The organism is Kitasatospora aureofaciens (assembly GCF_001188955.3).
GTDB lineage: Bacteria > Actinomycetota > Actinomycetes > Streptomycetales > Streptomycetaceae > Kitasatospora > Kitasatospora aureofaciens.
The window spans coordinates 217292-234802 of sequence record NZ_JPRF03000087.1 but is presented as its reverse complement, the minus strand read 5'-3'; the positions used below and the strand labels follow the sequence as shown (position 1 = coordinate 234802).

The 17511-nt window shown below is 73.4% G+C and carries 22 protein-coding genes; 17 read left to right on the top strand and 5 right to left on the bottom strand.

The annotated features are described in order from the left end of the window. Positions 1–6: 6 nt before the first annotated feature. The 11 genes from HS99_RS38280 (at position 7) to HS99_RS38230 (ending at position 7928) form a co-directional block, all read left to right on the top strand. Positions 7–993 carry an ABC transporter permease gene (locus HS99_RS38280; RefSeq protein WP_078958678.1) on the top strand — a complete coding sequence of 329 codons (987 nt, stop codon included), beginning with the start codon at positions 7–9 and terminating at the stop codon, positions 991–993. Continuing rightward, complete coding sequence (locus tag HS99_RS38275; RefSeq protein ID WP_030557642.1) at positions 993–1802, top strand: ABC transporter permease; 810 nt, start codon at positions 993–995, stop codon at positions 1800–1802. Before HS99_RS38280 ends, HS99_RS38275 begins: the two co-directional genes overlap by 1 nt. A gap of 31 nt (positions 1803–1833) precedes the next feature. Further along, positions 1834–2931, top strand: a complete 1098-nt coding sequence (locus tag HS99_RS38270) for an ABC transporter ATP-binding protein (RefSeq protein WP_030557644.1) — start codon at positions 1834–1836, stop codon at positions 2929–2931. Positions 2932–2976: 45 nt separating this feature from the next. Then, positions 2977–3651 (top strand): HAD family hydrolase, encoded by a 675-nt coding sequence (locus HS99_RS38265; RefSeq protein ID WP_030285506.1) that lies wholly within the window; start codon positions 2977–2979, stop codon positions 3649–3651. A 7-nt stretch (positions 3652–3658) separates the two neighbouring features. Next, positions 3659–3979 carry a DMT family transporter gene (locus HS99_RS38260; protein WP_030285503.1) on the top strand — a complete coding sequence of 107 codons (321 nt, stop codon included), beginning with the start codon at positions 3659–3661 and terminating at the stop codon, positions 3977–3979. 98 nt (positions 3980–4077) lie between these two features. Next, entirely contained in the window at positions 4078–4569 is a 492-nt protein-coding gene (locus HS99_RS38255; RefSeq protein WP_030285501.1) for a hypothetical protein, read from the top strand. Positions 4570–4684: 115 nt separating this feature from the next. Then, a complete protein-coding gene (locus HS99_RS38250) occupies positions 4685–4984 on the top strand; it encodes a WXG100 family type VII secretion target (RefSeq protein ID WP_050366530.1) in 300 nt (99 codons plus the stop codon). Continuing rightward, a complete protein-coding gene (locus tag HS99_RS38245; protein ID WP_050366531.1) occupies positions 4981–6300 on the top strand; it encodes a putative T7SS-secreted protein in 1320 nt (439 codons plus the stop codon). The genes HS99_RS38250 and HS99_RS38245 overlap by 4 nt, the downstream gene beginning before the upstream one ends. Continuing rightward, positions 6297–6971: a hypothetical protein gene (locus tag HS99_RS38240; RefSeq protein ID WP_030557647.1), complete on the top strand. Its 675-nt coding sequence runs from the start codon at positions 6297–6299 to the stop codon at positions 6969–6971. Before HS99_RS38245 ends, HS99_RS38240 begins: the two co-directional genes overlap by 4 nt. A 336-nt stretch (positions 6972–7307) precedes the next feature. Then, positions 7308–7637: a WXG100 family type VII secretion target gene (locus HS99_RS38235; protein ID WP_046386628.1), complete on the top strand. Its 330-nt coding sequence runs from the start codon at positions 7308–7310 to the stop codon at positions 7635–7637. A gap of 33 nt (positions 7638–7670) precedes the next feature. Continuing rightward, complete coding sequence (locus tag HS99_RS38230; protein ID WP_046386627.1) at positions 7671–7928, top strand: WXG100-like domain-containing protein; 258 nt, start codon at positions 7671–7673, stop codon at positions 7926–7928. Here the strand turns inward: HS99_RS38230 and HS99_RS38225 are convergent. Continuing rightward, entirely contained in the window at positions 7889–8176 is a 288-nt protein-coding gene (locus tag HS99_RS38225; RefSeq protein WP_141763898.1) for a hypothetical protein, read from the bottom strand. The two genes, HS99_RS38230 and HS99_RS38225, sit on opposite strands and share 40 nt — an antisense overlap. A 10-nt stretch (positions 8177–8186) precedes the next feature. Between HS99_RS38225 and HS99_RS38220 the strand changes: the two genes are divergently transcribed. The 3 genes from HS99_RS38220 to HS99_RS38210 all read left to right on the top strand — a co-directional run bounded on the left by HS99_RS38220 (position 8187) and on the right by HS99_RS38210 (position 10441). Beyond that, on the top strand, positions 8187–9194 hold the full coding sequence (locus HS99_RS38220) for a hypothetical protein (protein ID WP_050366532.1): 1008 nt from the start codon (positions 8187–8189) through the stop codon (positions 9192–9194). Then, the gene (locus HS99_RS38215) at positions 9191–9658 is read left to right on the top strand and encodes a hypothetical protein (protein ID WP_046386758.1); all 468 of its coding nucleotides are present in this window, start codon (positions 9191–9193) and stop codon (positions 9656–9658) included. Before HS99_RS38220 ends, HS99_RS38215 begins: the two co-directional genes overlap by 4 nt. 150 nt (positions 9659–9808) lie before the next feature. Continuing rightward, a complete protein-coding gene (locus HS99_RS38210; RefSeq protein ID WP_141763897.1) occupies positions 9809–10441 on the top strand; it encodes a hypothetical protein in 633 nt (210 codons plus the stop codon). Here the strand turns inward: HS99_RS38210 and HS99_RS38205 are convergent. The 3 genes from HS99_RS38205 to HS99_RS38195 all read right to left on the bottom strand — a co-directional run bounded on the left by HS99_RS38205 (position 10438) and on the right by HS99_RS38195 (position 12459). Next, positions 10438–10953 (bottom strand): pyridoxamine 5'-phosphate oxidase family protein, encoded by a 516-nt coding sequence (locus HS99_RS38205; protein WP_050366533.1) that lies wholly within the window; start codon positions 10951–10953, stop codon positions 10438–10440. The genes HS99_RS38210 and HS99_RS38205 overlap by 4 nt on opposite strands. Before the next feature lie 172 nt (positions 10954–11125). Then, positions 11126–11794, bottom strand: coding sequence for a phosphatase PAP2 family protein (locus HS99_RS38200; RefSeq protein WP_046386757.1), 669 nt, complete (start codon positions 11792–11794; stop codon positions 11126–11128). Beyond that, positions 11794–12459 carry a DedA family protein gene (locus tag HS99_RS38195; protein WP_030290207.1) on the bottom strand — a complete coding sequence of 222 codons (666 nt, stop codon included), beginning with the start codon at positions 12457–12459 and terminating at the stop codon, positions 11794–11796. Before HS99_RS38195 ends, HS99_RS38200 begins: the two co-directional genes overlap by 1 nt. Before the next feature lie 163 nt (positions 12460–12622). Here HS99_RS38195 and HS99_RS38190 point away from each other — a divergent pair, with 163 nt between their 5' ends. Both HS99_RS38190 and HS99_RS44390 read left to right on the top strand, forming a co-directional pair. Further along, complete coding sequence (locus HS99_RS38190; protein ID WP_030290208.1) at positions 12623–13015, top strand: BlaI/MecI/CopY family transcriptional regulator; 393 nt, start codon at positions 12623–12625, stop codon at positions 13013–13015. An 848-nt stretch (positions 13016–13863) separates the two neighbouring features. Next, entirely contained in the window at positions 13864–15453 is a 1590-nt protein-coding gene (locus tag HS99_RS44390; protein ID WP_063738015.1) for a GAF domain-containing protein, read from the top strand. Here HS99_RS44390 and HS99_RS38175 read toward each other — a convergent pair. Continuing rightward, positions 15372–15872 (bottom strand): SsgA family sporulation/cell division regulator, encoded by a 501-nt coding sequence (locus HS99_RS38175; RefSeq protein WP_050366535.1) that lies wholly within the window; start codon positions 15870–15872, stop codon positions 15372–15374. The two genes, HS99_RS44390 and HS99_RS38175, sit on opposite strands and share 82 nt — an antisense overlap. 329 nt (positions 15873–16201) lie before the next feature. Here HS99_RS38175 and HS99_RS38170 point away from each other — a divergent pair, with 329 nt between their 5' ends. Next, positions 16202–17494 carry a hypothetical protein gene (locus tag HS99_RS38170; protein ID WP_141763896.1) on the top strand — a complete coding sequence of 431 codons (1293 nt, stop codon included), beginning with the start codon at positions 16202–16204 and terminating at the stop codon, positions 17492–17494. The last annotated feature ends 17 nt before the right edge of the window (positions 17495–17511 follow it).

The window sequence follows — 17511 nt, the reverse complement described above, 5'->3', positions numbered from 1 at the left end:
CCTGAGATGACCACGGCTCCCACCCCGGTGCCGGCCACCGCCTCCGCCGCCCAGAGCGGCGGGGGCGCCCCCGGCCCCGCCTCCTCCCCCACCGCCTCGGCCGTCACGGCTGTGCAGACCGGGGCACCCCGCCCGGCCGGACGCCGGGCCCGCGGCAGCCGCGCCTGGCTCGCCGCCCTCCCGCTGGTGCTCTTCTTCGCGATCGGCTTCGGCCTGCCCGCCGTCGCGATCGCCGTCGGCGCCTTCACCACCTCCTCGGACGCCCCCGACGGCGGCGGCACCTTCACCACCGACAACCTCACCGGCTCCCTCCAGGGCGCGTACTGGACGGCCCTGTGGGGCAGCGTGAAGCTCTCCCTGCTGACCGCGCTGATCGCCACCGTGGTCGGCCTGCCGCTGGCCCAGGCCGTGGCGACCTCCCGGTTCCGGGCCTTCCGCGAGGCCGTGATGTCCGCCTCCGGCGTGCTCGCCAACTTCGGCGGCGTCCCGCTGGCCTTCATGTTCGTCGCCACCCTCGGCAACTCCGGCGAGGTCACCAGGAAGCTCGGCCTGACCGAGCACGGCTGGAACCTCTACACCTTCTCCGGCCTGTCGGTGGTCTACCTCTACTTCCTGGTCCCGCTGATGGTCATCACCATCACCCCGGCCCTGGAGGGCCTGAAGGCCCAGTGGCGCGAGGCCGCGTCCAACAACGGCGCCACCTCCCTGCAGTACTGGCGGCACGTGGCCCTGCCCGTCCTGCTGCCCTCGCTGCTCGGCGGCTTCGTGCTGCTGTTCGGCGCCTCGTTCGCCGCGTACGCCACCGCCGAGGCCATGGTGGGCAGTTCGGTGCCGCTGATCTCGATGCAGATCGGCGACGCGCTGTCCGGCAACGTCCTGGTCGGCCAGGGCAACCTCGCCCTCGCCCTCGGACTCGACATGATCGTGGTCGCCTGCCTGGTGATGGCCCTGTACCTGCCCCTTCAGCGCCGGAGTGCCAAGTGGCTCGCCTGATCAATCGCATCCGTTTCGGCCGCGGCCTGGTCCTGCTGGTCTGCGGGATCTACTTCGCGGTGCCGATGGCCGCCTCGCTGTGGTTCAGCGTCGACGACAACAAGGGCGGCACCACCTTCCGCGCCTACACCGAGCTGCTGAACGCCCCCGGCTTCACCGACAGCCTGGTGCTGAGCCTCGAACTGGCGGCCGTCACCGTGGTGGTGCTGCTGCTCCTGCTCGTCCCGGCGGTGCTCGCCGCCCGGCTCGGCGCGCCGAGGCTGCGCCCGGTGATCGAGATCATGTGCTCGATGCCGCTGGTCGTCCCGGTCGTCGCGCTCACCACCGGCATCATCGGCGTGCTGCGCTGGGGCCCGGACTACCTCCAGGACACCCCGTTCTTCCAGACCGTCGTGGCCATCCAGGACCCGAACTTCCCGGTCGTCCTGGTCATCGCGTACGTGCTGATGGCGCTGCCGTTCGCCTACCGGGCGATCGACGCCGGCCTGCGCGGTGTCGACGTGGTCACCCTGGTCGAGGCCGCCCGAAACTGCGGGGCCGGCTGGCTGCGCGCGGTGTTCACCGTCGTCCTGCCCAACCTGCGCAGCTCGCTGCTGAACGCCGCCGTGCTCACCGTCGCCCTGGTGCTCGGCGAGTTCACCACCGCCTCCATCCTCGGCTTCACCCCCTTCTCGGTGTGGATCAACTCCAACGGCAAGAGCGACGGCCAGATGTCCGTCGCGGTCTCGATGCTCAGCCTGCTGATCGTCTGGCTCGTCCTGCTGCTGATGTCCGCCGTCGGCCGCGGCCGCAAGGCCGCCCGGTCCTGAACCACCCACCGCTTTCCAGGAGTTATCAGCCATGACCACGGCCACCGTCCTCGCCGACGGCGCCCCGCTCGCCCCCGGAACCACCTCGGGCAGCGCCACCGTCGAGTTCCGCTCGCTGCGCCGCGCGTTCGGCGCCACCACCGCCCTCGACGGCCTGGACCTGACCGTCCGGCCCGGTGAACTGCTCGCCCTGCTCGGCCCGTCCGGCTGCGGGAAGACCACCGCCCTGCGCATCCTGGCCGGCTTCGAGCAGCACGACTCCGGCGAGGTGCTGGTCGACGGCCAGGACATCACCGCGATCCCCGCCCACAAGCGCGACGCGGGCATGGTGTTCCAGTCGTACAGCCTCTTCCCGCACCTGACCGCGCTGGACAACGTCGCCTTCGGGCTGCGGATGCGCGGCACCGGCAAGGCCGAGCGCCGCAGGCGCGCCCACGAACTGCTGGAGCTGGTCGGCCTGCCGCACCGCGCCGAGCACTACCCGCACCAGATGTCCGGCGGCCAGCAGCAGCGCATCGCACTCGCCCGCGCGCTCGCCCTCCAGCCGCGCGTGCTGCTGCTGGACGAGCCGCTGTCCGCGCTGGACGCCAAGGTCCGCCTCCAGCTCCGCGAGGAGATCCGCCGCCTCCAGCAGGAGCTGGGCATCACCACCCTGTTCGTCACCCACGACCAGGAGGAGGCGCTGTCGATGGCCGACCGGGTCGCCGTGCTGCGGGCCGGGAAGCTGGAGCAGTGCGCCACCCCGTCCGAGCTGTACGGCCGGCCGGCCACCGCCTTCGTCGCCGAGTTCGTCGGCACCATGAGCCGCATCCCGTGCACCCGCACCTCGGACGGCGTCGAGGTGCTCGGCCGCCGGCACGCGGTCGACGGCGAGGTCCCGGCCGACGGCGAGCTGCAGGTGCTGGTCCGCCCGGAGAACGTCCTGCTCAGCCCGGACGAGGCCGGCCCCGCGCTGGTGGTCACCGCGTCCTTCCTGGGCGCCGTCACCCGGCTCACCGTCCGCCTGGACGACGGCACCGAGGTCAAGGCCGACCTGCCCACCGAGGCCGCCGCCGCCCTGCCGGCCGGCTCACGCGCCGGGCTCACGCTGCCGGAGCGCCCGGTGCTGGTGGACCGCCGCGCCGCCTGAGAACCTCGTCCCCGCACCGACCGAAGAACCACCGAAGGTACCGCCATGCCTGAATCCGTACTGCCCGCCGCCGTCCTCTTCGACATGGACGGCACCCTGGTCGACACCGAGCAACTGTGGTGGCAGGCCGCCGCCGAACTCGCCGAGGAACTGGACCACCCGCTCACCGACCGGGACGCCCCCGAGGTGCTCGGCCAGGCCGTCGAGCACACCGCCGCCCACCTGCACCGGGCCAGCGGCACCACCCGCCCCGAGGCCGAACTCGCCGCCAGGCTGGGCGAGTCCTTCGCCGGAAAGGTCGCCGCCGAGACGGTGCCCCGCCCCGGCGCGCTCGCCCTGCTGGCCGCCCTGCGCGAGGCCCGGGTGCCCACCGCGCTGGTCTCCGCCTCGCCGCGCCAGGTGGTGGACCTCGTCCTCTCCTCCATCGGCCGCGACTGGTTCGCCGTCACCCTGGCCGCCGAGGACACCGCCCGCACCAAGCCCGCGCCGGACCCGTACCTGGCCGCGGCCGAGCGGCTCGGCCTGGACCCGGCCGCCTGCGTCGCCGTCGAGGACACCCCGACCGGGGTCGCCTCCGCCGCCGCGGCCGGCTGCGCGGTGCTCGCCGTGCCGTCCACCGCCGTCCCGATGCCCGACGGCGACCGGATCACCCTGCTGGACAGCCTGGAGCGGGCCGACCTCGCGCTGTTGGGGAAGCTCTGCGCCGCCCCGGCCGTTTGACAGCGACATGCCCTACGTTCTGCTCGCCCTCGCCATCCTGAGCGAGGTCTGCGCCACCAGCTGCCTCAAACTCACCGAGGGGTTCACCCGCCTCTGGCCCAGCCTGGGGGTGGGCGTCGGCTACGCGCTGTCCTTCTTCCTGCTCGGCCGCGCGCTCAAGCACATCCCGGTCTCGGTCGCGTACGCGGTCTGGTCGGGGGCCGGGACGGCGGCCGTCGCCGGGATCGGCGTGGTCGCCTTCGGCGAGTCGCTGGGGAAGCTGCAGATCCTGGGGATCGCGCTGATCATCGTCGGGGTGGTCGTACTCAACCTCAAGGGCAGTCACTGACGACAGTCACCGACGGATCGTCAGTTCAACTGCCTGGGCCGGATCGGGACGTCGGATGCGCCGACGCCCCGGCCCGGCCCGTTCGCTACCGTGTCCCCATGACGAACCCGCGACCGCACCACTACCGCTTCGCGCACCGCGAACTCCCGCGTCATCTGCTGAAGTTCGGCCCCCAGGTGACCAGCCCGGCGCCGAACGGCGGCAGCCTGGTGCCCGCCTTCACCAAGCTCTGGAACAGCTTCGGCGAAACCCTCCCGCCCGAGGACCGGCTGCCCAGCAACGGCCTCGACTGCCGTCACGTCGAGGTCGAGGGCACCCGCCTGCTCCTGGTCACCCTGCCCACCCCGGCCGGCACCACCGAGGCGTACTTCTGCGCCTCCGTCCTGCCCAAGGGCGCCAACGCCGTCCGGTACCTGACCCTGGAACACGCGATCAACCCGTTCGACGGCAGCCCGGGCACCGTCCTCGGCGAGTGGACCACCGAGAGCCACCTCAACCACGGCCCCGGCCCCTCCCCCGTCGCCGACCTCTTCGTCGCCTCGGTGGTGCAGCTCGTCGCCCCGAAGAAGCGCGGCTTCTGGCGCCGTTGACCCACCCCGGCCACTTCCTCCCCCGCAAGTGTGAGTGCCCCCGCAGTACGGATCGCCCACGTACCGAACGGGGTTATGCTCGGCCGGTCCGACAACCGACGCACCGGGGGAGAAAGTGGCCGATTTCACGGTCAGTCCCGAATTCCTCGCCAAGCTCGCCAAGGACCTCAAGGGCTGCGGGGACGAGCTCGACCAAGGGCTGAAGGCGCTCAAGGAGGCCAGCCGCGACGGGCTCGGCTTCGACTTCCTGGAGGACGCCGGCAAGCACTTCCAGGAGAAGTGGGAGTACGGCCTCAAGAAGGTCCGGGAATGCGTCAAGGTCCTCGACGAGGGCCTGGAGAAGGCGCGGCAGTCCTACGCGGGCACCGAGCAGGACATCGCCAAGGCCCTCACCCCCGCGCGGGGGCGGTCATGACCTCCCCCGAGCCCGCGCCCGACTGGTCCGGCCTCGGCTTCAACCCCACCCCGGGCGACCCCGCCGCCGTGGCCGGCCTCAGCAGCAGCCTGCGCCGGGTCTCCCAGCACCTCACCGGCGTCCACACCACGCTGGCCCAGATCTCCGGCGACCAGGGCCAGTGGACCGGCGAGGCCGCCAAGGCCTTCGCCGCCCGGTTCGGCAAGCTCCCCGGCTACCTCCAGGACGCCGCCGACTCGATCACGGCCGCCTACCAGGCCCTCGACGTCTGGTACCAGGCGCTCACCGAACACCAGCCCAGGGCGGCCGAGTTGGCACGCGCCGCAGTCACCGCCCGGCAGGACAGGGCACAGGCCGAACAGGCCCACCGCACCGCGGCCGCCGCCCCCGACCTCGCACTGGCCGGCAAGAGCTTCGCCGACGACACCTCGCTCGCCGCCGCCGAACAGCGCTACAACACCGCCAGGAAGCACCTCGACGCAGCCGCCGAACTCCTCGACAGTGCCACCACCACCCTCACCGGTCTCCGGAGCCAGGCCCACGAACTCGCCGAGGGCCACAGGTCCGACGCCCACAGGACCGCCACCGCCATCCGCAAGGCCGCCGACAGCAAGGCGCCGCCCGAGCCGGGCCGGCTCAGCAAGGTCGGCACCTGGCTGAAGGACCACGGCGCCGACCTGCTCACGGTGGCCGCGGGCGTCTGCGGCGTCGCGGCGATCTTCTTCCCCGCCTTCGCGCTGCCCGCCATCCTGCTGAGCGCCGCGGCCGCGGGCGCGCACGCGCGGCAGTACGGCATCAGCGGGCTGCTGCCCACCAGCATGGCGAACCTGGGCGACGACCTGACCCTGGCCGGCGACCTCCTCGGCGCGATCCCCGGCGGGGCCGTCCTCAAGGGCGGGTTCACCGCGTTCAGGACCGCCCGGGCCGCCGGGACCGGCGTGAGGGCATCGGTAGGCGTCGGCGCCACCGAGGTCCGTGCCACCGCCAGGGCGATCGACCCGGCCGGGCCTGTCTTCATCACGGCGATCGAGAAACCCGCCGTCAGACTCGGGCTCTCGAAGGCCACCGCGATGAACATCTCCGACGGCGCACAGGCCACCGCTACCGTGGCGCTCACCGCGCCCACCGCGTACGGCCTCACCCAGGACGACGCCGGCCCCGGGCTGACCGCGGCGGTGAACTGCGCCACCGGCGGCGCCAACGTGATCAACGGCACCGGAAGCGCCATTGAGGGCAGTGGCAAGAGCCGGATCGTGGCCGGCCTGCTCGGTGCCGGCAGCGCGGTCGCGACCGGCGTGTGGGGTGCGGGCCGTTGACCGTCGACACCGGTGCCCCGTCGTTCTGGCTGTCCCTGCCCGACGGATTCACCGCCGTCGATCTGGCGGAGGACCCGGGCGACCGGATGTGCCGCATCGTGGACGGGCTGGACGCGCTCACCGACGTGAGCCCCGAACAGAAGCTCAGCATCGCCGTCGCCGCCGAGAGCGCCCTTCAGGCGCAACTGCGTGAGGGCGCGGTCCACGTCTCCAACTGCCTGGTACCGACCGACGGGGGCACGATCGCCCAGGGCGTGCTCAGCCTCTTCCTCCGCCAGGAGGCGCTGGAACCCCGCGGCACGTACCCGCAACGCGCCGCCGAACAGCTCACCGCCGCCTGGCCCGACGCGGAGATCGCCGTCCTCGACTTCACTCCTGGCCGCGCCGCTGTGGTCGCCCGCGACCTGACCGTCCCCGTCTCCGGAGCGGTCTACGGCCTGCCGGGCTCGGGCGCCGTCACCGTCCGTCAGCTCGAAGTGCTGATCCCGCACCCGTGGAGCCCCCATGTGCTGGCGGCCGTTTTCACCACCCGGAACCTCGACCACTGGGAGGGCTGGCTGCCGGTGGTCGGCGCCGCGATCGACGGCATCTCCTTCTACCCACCCCGCAGCGATTCCCGGGACGACCTCCCGCCCGACCAGTGGGACACCATCCGAAAGGCCTTCGGATGACGGTCACCCAGCCCGAGGAGCGGGCGCACGTCAGCCGCGGCCCCTCCGTCGCGCGCTCGCTCCCGGTGCCGTCTCCGCCGGCGTGATCGTCGGCATCACGGCCGTGGACGTGTACGTCAGCGGGGTCCTCGCCGTCTGCTCATCGGCCTCCTCGTGCTCCGGTTCGCCCGGCCCCGGTGCAAGCCCAGTGCACCCCGCGTCCGGCCGGGTCCTGACGGGCCTCCGCTCCCGCCGGACATGAGCCACGTCACACCGCGTCCCTGAAACCCTGTCGGCTGATCCGGCCGTCCTGTCCTTCGCGCTTTCTGAGGAACGGACAGCACGGGGGTTGACTCGATGGCAGATGTCGCAGCGAAGGCCGGCGGCCCGGAGTTCAAGATCCGGCCGGGAGAACTGAAGGACGCCGCGCCGACCTTCGAGAACCAGAGCAAGGCACTCAAGGAGGCGCTCGACAAGCTCAGGCACAGCCTCGCCGACGCGGGCAGTCCCTGGGGCAGCGACAAGCAGGGCAACGAGTTCGCGGCGGCCTACAACGGCCCGCACGACCACGTGCTCGCCGGGCTCGACATCCTGGTCCAGGGGCTCAGCAGCATCCACGACGGCCTGGTCGCGCACGCCGACAACCACACCGACGCGGACAACAAGGCCCGGAAGGACCTCACCTGATGACCGGCATTCCCTGCCGGTCGGGGCTGACGCATGGGTGAGTCCGCGGCCGCGAAGGCCGTGCAGAAGGTCACCGGCATGTGGTGGCCGGACGCCGACCCGGACAAGCTGCGCACGGTGGCCGACGCGTGGGAGGCGATGGCCACCGCCATCGACAACGTCACCGCCCCCACCAACCAGGCCGCCGCCGCCATCGTCGCCAACAACCACGGCCCCGCGATCGACGCCTTCGGCAAATTCTGGGCCCGGTACTACGGCGGCAAGGACGCCGCGGGCAAGGGCAAGGGCTGACTGCCCGAAACCGCCGACGCCTGCCGCGCCCTCGCCAAGGCGCTGCGCGACTTCGTCCACGAGGTCGACAAGGCGATCAAGAAGCTGGAGGAGGAGGCCGCGATCGTCGGCGGCACCCTCGTCGTCGGCGCCGCCCTGGCCATCGTCACCTTCAGCATCTCGGCGGCCATCGCCGCCGCCACCGCCGCGGGCATCGTCGCCACCGCCGCATCGGTCGGCGTCGCCGTCTCCGAGGCCATCGCCACCATCGCCGCCACCGTGCTGGTCGGCGCCGCCTTCGGCGCGGTGGAGGCGATCACCGTCGACCTGGCGGTCGCCCAGCCCATCCGCGTCGAGCTGTTCGGCGACGGCGGCTACAGCCTCACCGAGGCCGCCGACTCCGCCAAGACCGGCGAAATCATGGGCGCGGCCGGGGGCGGCCTCGGCGCCGGCGCCCGCGTCGTGACCACCGCCGCCGAGACCACCGAGAACGCCTCCGTCGCCCTCGCGGGCCTCGCCAAGGTCGCCAACGCCGCCGACACCGTCCCCGGCCGCATGATCACCGGCGCCGGCCTCACCTACGGCTACGACACCGCCTTCAAAACCGGCCCCGTCATGCCCCTCGACCTCATCCTCGGCGCCGTCGGCAGCGCCGCGGCACCAGGAGGGGGATCAAGCCGTCGTCCGGGCCGGACACCGGAGAGCCCGGAGTACCTGCCAAGGACCGGAGGGTCGGACTACATCGACCCGCCTCAATCCGAATCGACCCAACGGAATTACGAGAAAATTCGCCAGACCACTGGCGACACGGAACGAATCGCCGCGAATACGGGATACGATTTGGGTGTCCTGAACAGAATCAAGGCTCACATTTTCGAAAACGTCCACACGGGCGTGTCGGTACCACCGGACGGAAGACCGGCAACCGGACGGTTCGCGCCCATGGACCACATCGCCGACATGTGGTTCAAAGCAGAAGCAGGCACACTCACCCCCGCAGAATCCACCAAGTTCTTCCGGTGGGCCTGCCATGAAGGTATCGAGAGTATACTCATGGCACCCCCGCACAATCTTCCGTATCGACAAGGATACTGGGAGGACGGCGTCCACTGGCCAGAACCCGGCAATTGGGGCGCACATGAGGTTTCGCCGCACGAAACCCGTGAGGATGCGTTCTTCGCCTGGGACAGACTGGGCCTCACCAGGCCCGACTTTCCGATAGCCGGTGATCTGAGTAATCTTGACGAAATTGCAGCCTTGATTCTCGCGCAGAGGAACAAACCATGAACGATACGCGCGCCCTGACCGAGCGACTGACGAACGTCGACTGGGAACCCTCGGAGACGGACCCCCGGCTGCGCATCTCGCTCATGAAGGAGTTCCTCCGGCGTTCGGCACTGTGGGCCGAACGGCTGGGTTCGGACGCCTGGCCCTTCTTCGACGTGGCAGCCCTGATCGACTCGTCCGTTCGTGCCGATCCCGAGCTGGTCGAATTGGTCTTGAAGAGCTGCGCGCTACAGAGCGCGGCCGTTCAGCAGAGTTGTGTGGGAGCGCTGCACTTCGCGGCACTCCAGGAGACTGGCAGGGCCACGCCCCAACTGCCGGACCCGTACGAGCCCATCATCTCCCTGTTCGAGAACGGCGGCGGCTTCACTCTCGACGGCACCGGAATGATCGACATCGATGCCGCCGTGAGCATGAGCCGAGGCAGCTTGGCGGACTGGCTGGGCCGCGCGGCATCGAACTCATGACGCAGCCGGCTGACGGCGTTGCGGCCCGACAGTGTCGGAGCGGTTTGACGCGAATGAGTTCCTCGACTCGGCCACCTGGCACCCCGCCCTGAGGGCGTCAGGGTCCCGGCGTACGCTTCCACCCCGTCGTAGCGAGAACCGGGGGAAGCCATGGCTGGGCCGAAGAGCAGACGCGCGACGATCGGGCTGACAGCCGCGCTGGTGACGGCCGTTCCGGCGGGGACGTTCGGGGTGGTGACGGTGAGCACGTACGTGGGGTTCGGCGCCGCGCTGCTGCTCGGGCTGGTGGTCGGGGTCGCCTGGATCGTCGGGTTGGTCCGGTTGCTGGGCCCGGTGGGCTGCTGGGTGGCGATCGTGTCGGTCGCGCTGGGGGGCGGTGCGATCGGGGAGGCGGTCTCGGCCCGGGACGCGGTGATCCTCGACGCCCGTGGGGTGACCGTCACCGCGCGGGTCGCCGCCGTCCACGACCACCCCCAGGACAAGCATCCGAACTCGACGTACGACCTGGTCGGCGAGCTCGGGCTGCCGATCCCCAACGGCACGGTGTACGGGAACCTCCACGCGCACGCGGTCGGCGACCGGGTGCTGGTCCGCTACGACCCGGAGGGTGTCGCGGCCGCGTCGGCCCCGGATGACATCGACTTCTCGCAGGACCTGGCGATCGCCGCCGCCCTGGACGCCGTCCTGATGGCCGCGGTCGCCGGCCTCGGAGCGCTCGTGGTCCGCAACGGCCGCCCGCGCCGGGTGCCGTTCCGGCGGGGCACGGTCATCGGGCAGGGCTAACCTCGCAGCACCCGGGCCCGCAGGTAGTTGCGCCGCCCGAAGTTCGGCTCGTCGACCGCCGTCAGCTCCTCGACCTGGAAGCGGTACAGCGCCGCCGCCCCACTTCCGGTGAGGTACTGCCGACGGGTCTCCTCGTCCTGTGCGAAGGAGGGGTAGCGCCCCTGGTAGGCCGCCAGCGCCGCCTCGGCCTGCCGCCCCCAGGCCTCGCTCGCGCTGCCGGTCAGCTGGAGGCCGCGCAGCTGTTCGCCGAAGGCGGGCGGCGGCAGGAAGACGGTGGCGGCGGCCCGGGCCTCTTCGGCGAGGTGGTGGCTGTGCCGGGTGGAGCGCTCGCTGACGAAGTAGAGGACGAGGTCGTCGTCGTGGGCGAAGAAGGCGAGGTTGGCGTGCGGCCCGTGCTCGTGGCCGGCGGTGGCGAGGGTGAGCACCATGGCTTCGGCGAGCAGGCCGTCGACGCCCTTGTGCAGCAGGTCACCCGGCCAGTCCCCCTGCGTGATGTCGAGTCGGTACGGCATTCGGCACTCCCTCCGGTGGCGCCCGGCGCCGCCGCGACCCGAGCGCGGCCCCGGACGCGCCTGAGCACGACTGAGCCGGGCGGGCGCCCCGGTCAGGGGCCCCACGCCCGGCTCACATGCTCCACCCCCTGTCCGGAACCGGACAAGGGGCGGGGCGCTCACGAAATGGGCACTACCGCGCCCGGTGCGAGGCGTATCCGCGGGTCGCCACCGGCACCGTGCCGGGGCCCAGCAGCGGGCGCAGCACGCCGGAGCGCATCCGGTCCACCAGCGGCCCGCAGCGCCCGGCCAGCGGGGCGAGCACCAGCGCGACCACGATGCCGACGAGCGCACCGACGGCCACGTCGTGCGGGTAGTGCACGCCGACCCAGACCCGGGAGGCGGCCATCAGCACCGCGAAGAGGGTGGCGACGGCGCCGAGCCGGCGGCTGACGAACCAGAGCGAGATCGCGGCGGCGAAGGCGATCACCGAGTGGTTGCTCGGGAAGGACCAGTCACCGCTGGTCGCGCTCGGGCAGGTCTCCAGCGAGACGCTGCCGGGGATCTGCGCACACGGCCGGACCTCCTCGACCATGTTCTTGAGGACGGAGTTGACTCCGTACGCGACGACCACGATCACCGGGGAGGCCAGCACCCTGGCCATCACCGCGGAGTCGGCGCCGCGCGCCCGCCACCAGGCGGAGAGCATGAAGAGCGCGAACAGGCCGAGGCCGATCGCCGACCAGACCTTGATCACGTCGTCCAGCCAGTGCGGGGCCGACTGCGCCCACCCGTTGACCCGGGTGTAGAGGCTGCCGTCGATCCCGCTGCCGTCGTAGACGGCCAGGACCCGAGAGGACATCACACGTCACCTCCGTGACGGCGCGCCTTACGGGCGCGGAACAGTTCGAGAACAATGGGGAGCACGGAGACAACTACTACCAGACCGATGATCGGCAGCAGATACTGGTCGATCCCGGGTATCGAGGAACCGAGCCCGTATCCGGCCAGCACGACGCCGACGGTCCAGACCGCGCCGCCGGCCACCTGCCAGAGGGTGAACGAGCGAACCGGCACTTCGAGCACGCCGCAGAGCGGATTCAACACCGTCCGGACCACCGGGATGAAACGGGCGAGCACGATCGCCTTGCCGTGCCCGTACCTGGCCAGCAGTTCCTCGGCCCGCTCGACGCCCTCCAGCAGGCTCTTGCGCTTGGTGCGGCCCAGCAGCGCCCGCCCGCCGCGGCGGCCGATCAGGTAGCCGACCTGGGCCCCGGCGAGCGCGCCGACCAGGGCGGCGGGCAGCACCTGCCACAGGTGCAGCTGCGGCCCCTTGGTGGCGCCGGGGACGCAGAGCAGGCCCGCGGTGAACAGCAGCGAGTCGCCGGGCAGGAAGAAGCCCACCAGCAGACCGGTCTCGGCGAACAGCACCACGGCGATGCCGAGCGCGCCGAAGGCGGCGAGCAGCGAGGACGCGTCCAGCGGGTTGACCGCGAGGTGGGAGGCCACCGCGAGGTGGGGGCCCACGGCGGGGTGGGCGGCCGGATCGGCGGGGAACTGGAGCAAGGCTGGCGGACCTCCCGTACGTTGGGGGGCGGTCGTCGCGACGCGCGGCGAACCCGCCCGGGACCGTCTACAGTGACGTAGACGGTCTACATGACTGTAGACGAAAGCTGGAGGAAGCGCCGCCATGTCCGACGTACCGTCCGCCCGCCGGCCCGCCGGGGAGCTGGAGGCCGAGGTGCTGGCCGCCCTCTGGTCCGCCCGGCAGCCGATGACGCCGCAGGACGTCCAGACGGCGCTCGGCGGGCACCTCGCCCGCACCACCATCGCGACGATCCTGGCCCGGCTGCACGACAAGGGGACGGTCGAGCGCACCCGCGCCGGCCGCGCCTACGCGTACATCCCGACCGTCCAGGACACCGCGGGCCTCGCCGCCCGCCGGATGCACACCGAGCTGGGCCGCGAGGCCGACCGCTCCACCGTGCTCGCCCGCTTCGTCTCCGACCTCTCCGCCGAGGACGAGCAGCTGCTGCGCGAACTGCTCGGCGACGGCGGCCCGGGATCGGCGGGCGCACCGTGATGCTCGCCGTCTGGGTGCCGCTGCTGCTGCCCTTCCTCGCCGTCCCGCTGGCCCGCCGCCTCGCCGAGGCGCTGCCGCCCCGGGCCGCCGCCTGGCTGCTGGCCGGTACCGCCACCGTCCTGGCCGGGGGCACCCTCTGCTCGCTCGGCCTGCTCGCCACCGCCGGACTGCTCCAGCTGCCCCCGGTCGCCGCCCTCGGCCACCTCTCGCTGCCCTGGCTCACCGCCGCCGCGCCCAGCGCGCCGGTCGCGGCCGCCCTGGCCGGCCCGGTGCTCGCCGTGCTCGCCGCCCTGGCGGTCCGTACCGCCCGCCGACGGCACCGAACTGCGGGCCGCCCGGGCCGCACTACCCGCAGCGCCCGCACGGCCCGCACTGAGCGCGCTGCCCACCCACGGTACGGATCCGGCCGACGAACGCACCGGTCCGCACCCGGCCCACCGCCCCGCCGGTGTCCAGCATGCGGACATGCGCCCCCTGCGCGCCTCCGTGCGCCGCGCACGCGCCACCCGCTGGCTCCGGTCGTCCCTGACCCTGCTGCGGCAGCCCGTCGGGCACCAGCTCGCCGTGCTCGACGACGAACGCGCCGACGCCTTCGCCCTCCCCGGCCGCCTGCGCCGCCACCCTGGAGGCCACCGCCGACCTGCACCGCACCGTCGAGGCGGCCCAGCACGAACCGGGCGCGCCCCGGTAGAAGGGCATCCGCACCGCGCGCCGGTGCACCTCGGAGCGGTTTCGTACCGGGCGGTAGCGGAGTTGGCGGACCCCGTCCCCACACGCCCACCGCACCCGTACGCTTTCGTCAGCGCGTCGACCGGCGCGTCCTCGAACGGCGGCGAGGAGCGACACGAGTGCGGCAGACCGGACGGCAGTCCCGACGACCAGAGCGCCGCACCGCGCCGACCGCGGCGGAGCTGGCCAAGGTCCACGAGCGCACCCTCGCCGACGCCGCCGCCCGCGAGCTCGCCTTCCCCGAGCCCGGCGGAACGGGCGGCCCGGGCAGGTCCGGCGGCTCCGGCGGCTCCGGCGGGCCCAGTGGCCCGAACGGGCCGGGCCTGCTCGAACCGCGCCCCGAGATCGGCGACTCCTGGGCCCGGCTGCGCCGCCTCGGCCTCGACCCCGACGCCGGCGCCGCCGCCGTCCTGCTCGGCCCCGCCGAGCTGGAGCAGCGCCGCCGGTCCAGCGGACTCGACAACGTCATGCCGGTGCTGCGCGAGACCCTGCTCGGGCCGGTCGGCCAGACGCCGCTGATCCTCGCCATCGCCGACGCCGAGGGCCACGTGCTCTGGCAGGAGGGCGAACGCGGCCTGCGCCGCAGCGCCGACCGGATCGGCTTCGTCACCGGCGCCCGCTGGATCGAGGAGAACGTCGGCACCAACGGCATCGCCGTCGCGCTGCGCGCCCAGCGCCCGATGCACGTCCACTCCGCCGAGCACTACCTGCGCAGCCACCACACCTGGACCTGCGTGGCCGCGCCCGTGCACGACCCGGCCACCGGCCGGCTGGTCGGCGCGATCAACCTCAGCGGCCCGGCCCACAACGTCCGCCCGTACCTGCTCCAGCTCACCGCCACCGCCGCCCGGCTCGCCGAGACCGAACTGCGCGCCCACCGGCTGGAGTCGCTCAACCAGCTGCGCACCCTGGCCGCCCCGCTGCTCGCCCGGGTCGGCGGCCCGGCCCTGGTGGTCGACGCGGCCGGCTGGACGGCCGCCTCCGCCGGGCTGCCGCCGCCCAGCCGGCTCCGCATCCCCAGCGAGGGCTGGGTCCCGGCCGCCGTGCACTGGGTGCCCGGGCTGGGCGAGTGCGTGCTGGAGCCGCTCGCGGACGGCTGGCTGGTCCGCCCGGTGTGCCCGCCCGGGACGGACGGCTCCGGCACGGTGAGCGCCGAACAGGCCGAGGGCGCCCGGCTCCTGCTCGACCTGCGCAGGCCGGACCGGCCCGAACTGTCCGTCCGGGGCGCCGCCGACAGCTGGTCGCACCCCGTCAGCCCGCGCCACGCCGAACTGCTGCTGCTGCTCGCCACCACCCGCGAGGGCAGCACCGCGGCGCAGCTCGCCGAGGCGCTGTTCGGTGACGCGGGGCGGACGGTGACGGTCCGGGCCGAGCTGTCCCGGCTGCGCCGCTATCTGGGCGGCCTGCTGGCCCACCGGCCGTACCGCTTCGCCGACTCGGTACTGGTCACCGTGCAGGGGCCGGAGGATCCGTACGACCTGCTGCCCTCCTCCACCGCGCCAGCCGTACGGCGGCTGCGGGCGGAGCTGGCGGCGGACCGGGTCCGGCTGCCGGGCGCCGTGGTGCCGCTTCCCCCTCCGCCGTCCTCGCCGCTGCCCTCACCGCGTTCGAACGGCGGGCCCGGAGATCAGCCGGCCGCGAGCAGCGCGGCCAGCTGGGCGTCGGTGGGGCCGCAGTCGCGTTCCTGCTCGGCCGAGACCAGCGCGTAGGTGCGGTCCAGCCAGGCCCGCACCCGGGGCTTCGAGGCCTCCAGCAGGGCACTGCCGTGCGGGGATTCGAGTGCCAGGTGCAGCGTCGAGCCGTGGCACGGGCAGTACGCCGGCCACAGCTTGACGTCGCCCTGGCCGCTCAGCGTCTGCAGGCCGTCGCGCAGCAGGTCGCGGGAGAACACCCAGTCCGCCTCGTCCGGACGCCCCAGATGGAAGGTCAGCAGGACCTCGTAGGGGCGCGCGACGTCGAAGCGGAACCGGGTGCGCACCTCGCCGACCACTTCGTCGCCCAGCGAGATCCGCAGCGCCAGCACCTCCTCCACCGCCGCCGGAGCGGCGGTGGAGCCGCCCCCATCGCCGCCCGTGGGGGTGGCGGCGAGGGGGGCACTGGAGGCTGCGGACAGCGGGTCGGGCGGCATGACGGTCTCTCCGGGAACGGCGCGGGATGCCATCAGCCTGCGCCACCGCGGCCGGGGCGGGCAAGGGTTGCAAGGGGGTTGCAACAACCCTCCTCCGGTCCGACCGTCCCGCCGTTCGCCGGGTCGGACGGACCGTCAACTTCCGCTCGTCGAACGGATGTCCGGAAAATGGAAGGATCCTGTCCACCCTCCGGCCGCCCGCTGGTACGCTCTCCCCCTCCCGACGCGGGCCCGCAGCGGGACCGGCCCCGGACGGCCGGATCCGGGCCCGTCTCCGGTGCGTGGGAGAATACGGCGACGCGACGGCACTTCGGGGAGGGAGGGGTCCGGTGGCTGTGCGTGGGGAGACCGCGCGGGACGTGCAGCACGAGCCCGCACGGCAGGGTCGGCACGGCCGGCCACGCCCGTTCGGCGGCCGGCTCCGGCTGCCCACCCTTCGCTTCTCCGGCGCCGCGATGGCGATGTCCACCGTCGTCGGCATCAGCATCGCCACCACCCTCCTGCTGAACGAGCAGCAGGGCATCGGCCGTCGGGCCGGCGTCGCCCGGGTCGGCACCACCCCACCGCCCAGCCCCGGCGCCACCGACCAGGCCGAAGCCGCCTCCGACCGGACCACGGACACTCCCGCGCCGCCCTCCGGCCACCCGCACGGCCCGAAGCCCCCGGAGCACTCCTCGGCCCACCCGTCGGGCCCGGCGAACGCCGCGGCCACACCCCCGGGCGGACTGCGCGCGGGGACGGCCGCCCCGGTCACACCGTCGACCGGCGGCCAGGCCTCCGCCGAGCACGACCCCCGGTCCGCGGCCGGCACGCCCGCGAACGGCACCGGTACGGGCGGCCAGCCGGGCACCGGAGCCTCGCCCTCGGCGCAGCCGTCCACGCCGTCCCCGTCGTTCACGCCCTCCACCGGGCAGCCCGGTGCGGGCCACGCCGGCGCGGCACAGGCCGGTGCCGGACAGGCCGACGCCGGGCAGTCCCCGCTGTCGCCCGGGCTCCAGCCGACCACCCCGGCCCGGCCCGGTCCCGCCTTCCCCGCGCCCGGCCGCCCGCTGCCGCCGCCGCCCGTCACCGACGCCCCCGACGGTCACGCCCCTGGCACCGGCACGCCCACCACCGGCGCACCTGCGGCCGACGCACCGACCACCGACGCGCCCGCGGCCGACGGCTCCGCCCCGGAGGCCGACCAGGCCCTGACCGGCGCCGGCCTGACCACCGCGGTCGGTCGCGACGGCCTCCGGCACGCGCTCGACCTCACCGTGGCCGAGCCGGTCACCGCCCTTCAGGCCGAATTCCGGCTCGCCCCCGGCCAGTTGGCGCCCGGCAGCGGCGCCGCGTGGACCGACCTGCCGAGCGCCGTGGTGACCGCCCAGCAGGAACGCGGCACCCTGGTCTACCGCTTCACCACCCCGCCCGGCACCGACGTCGAGCCCGGTCGCTACTCCTTCGTGGTGCGCGGCACCCGGCCGGCCGACCAGGCCGGCCCGGTGCGCAAGCCGGGCCCGCAGGAGACCTGGAACGCCGCCGCCTTCGGCATCGACCACCCCCGGGCGGTCGCCGCCCTCGGCGGTTTCGGCCCGCTGCTCCCGCAGTCCGCCCAGCACCTGGCACACCCTCCGCACTGACCGCCCGTCGGCCGACC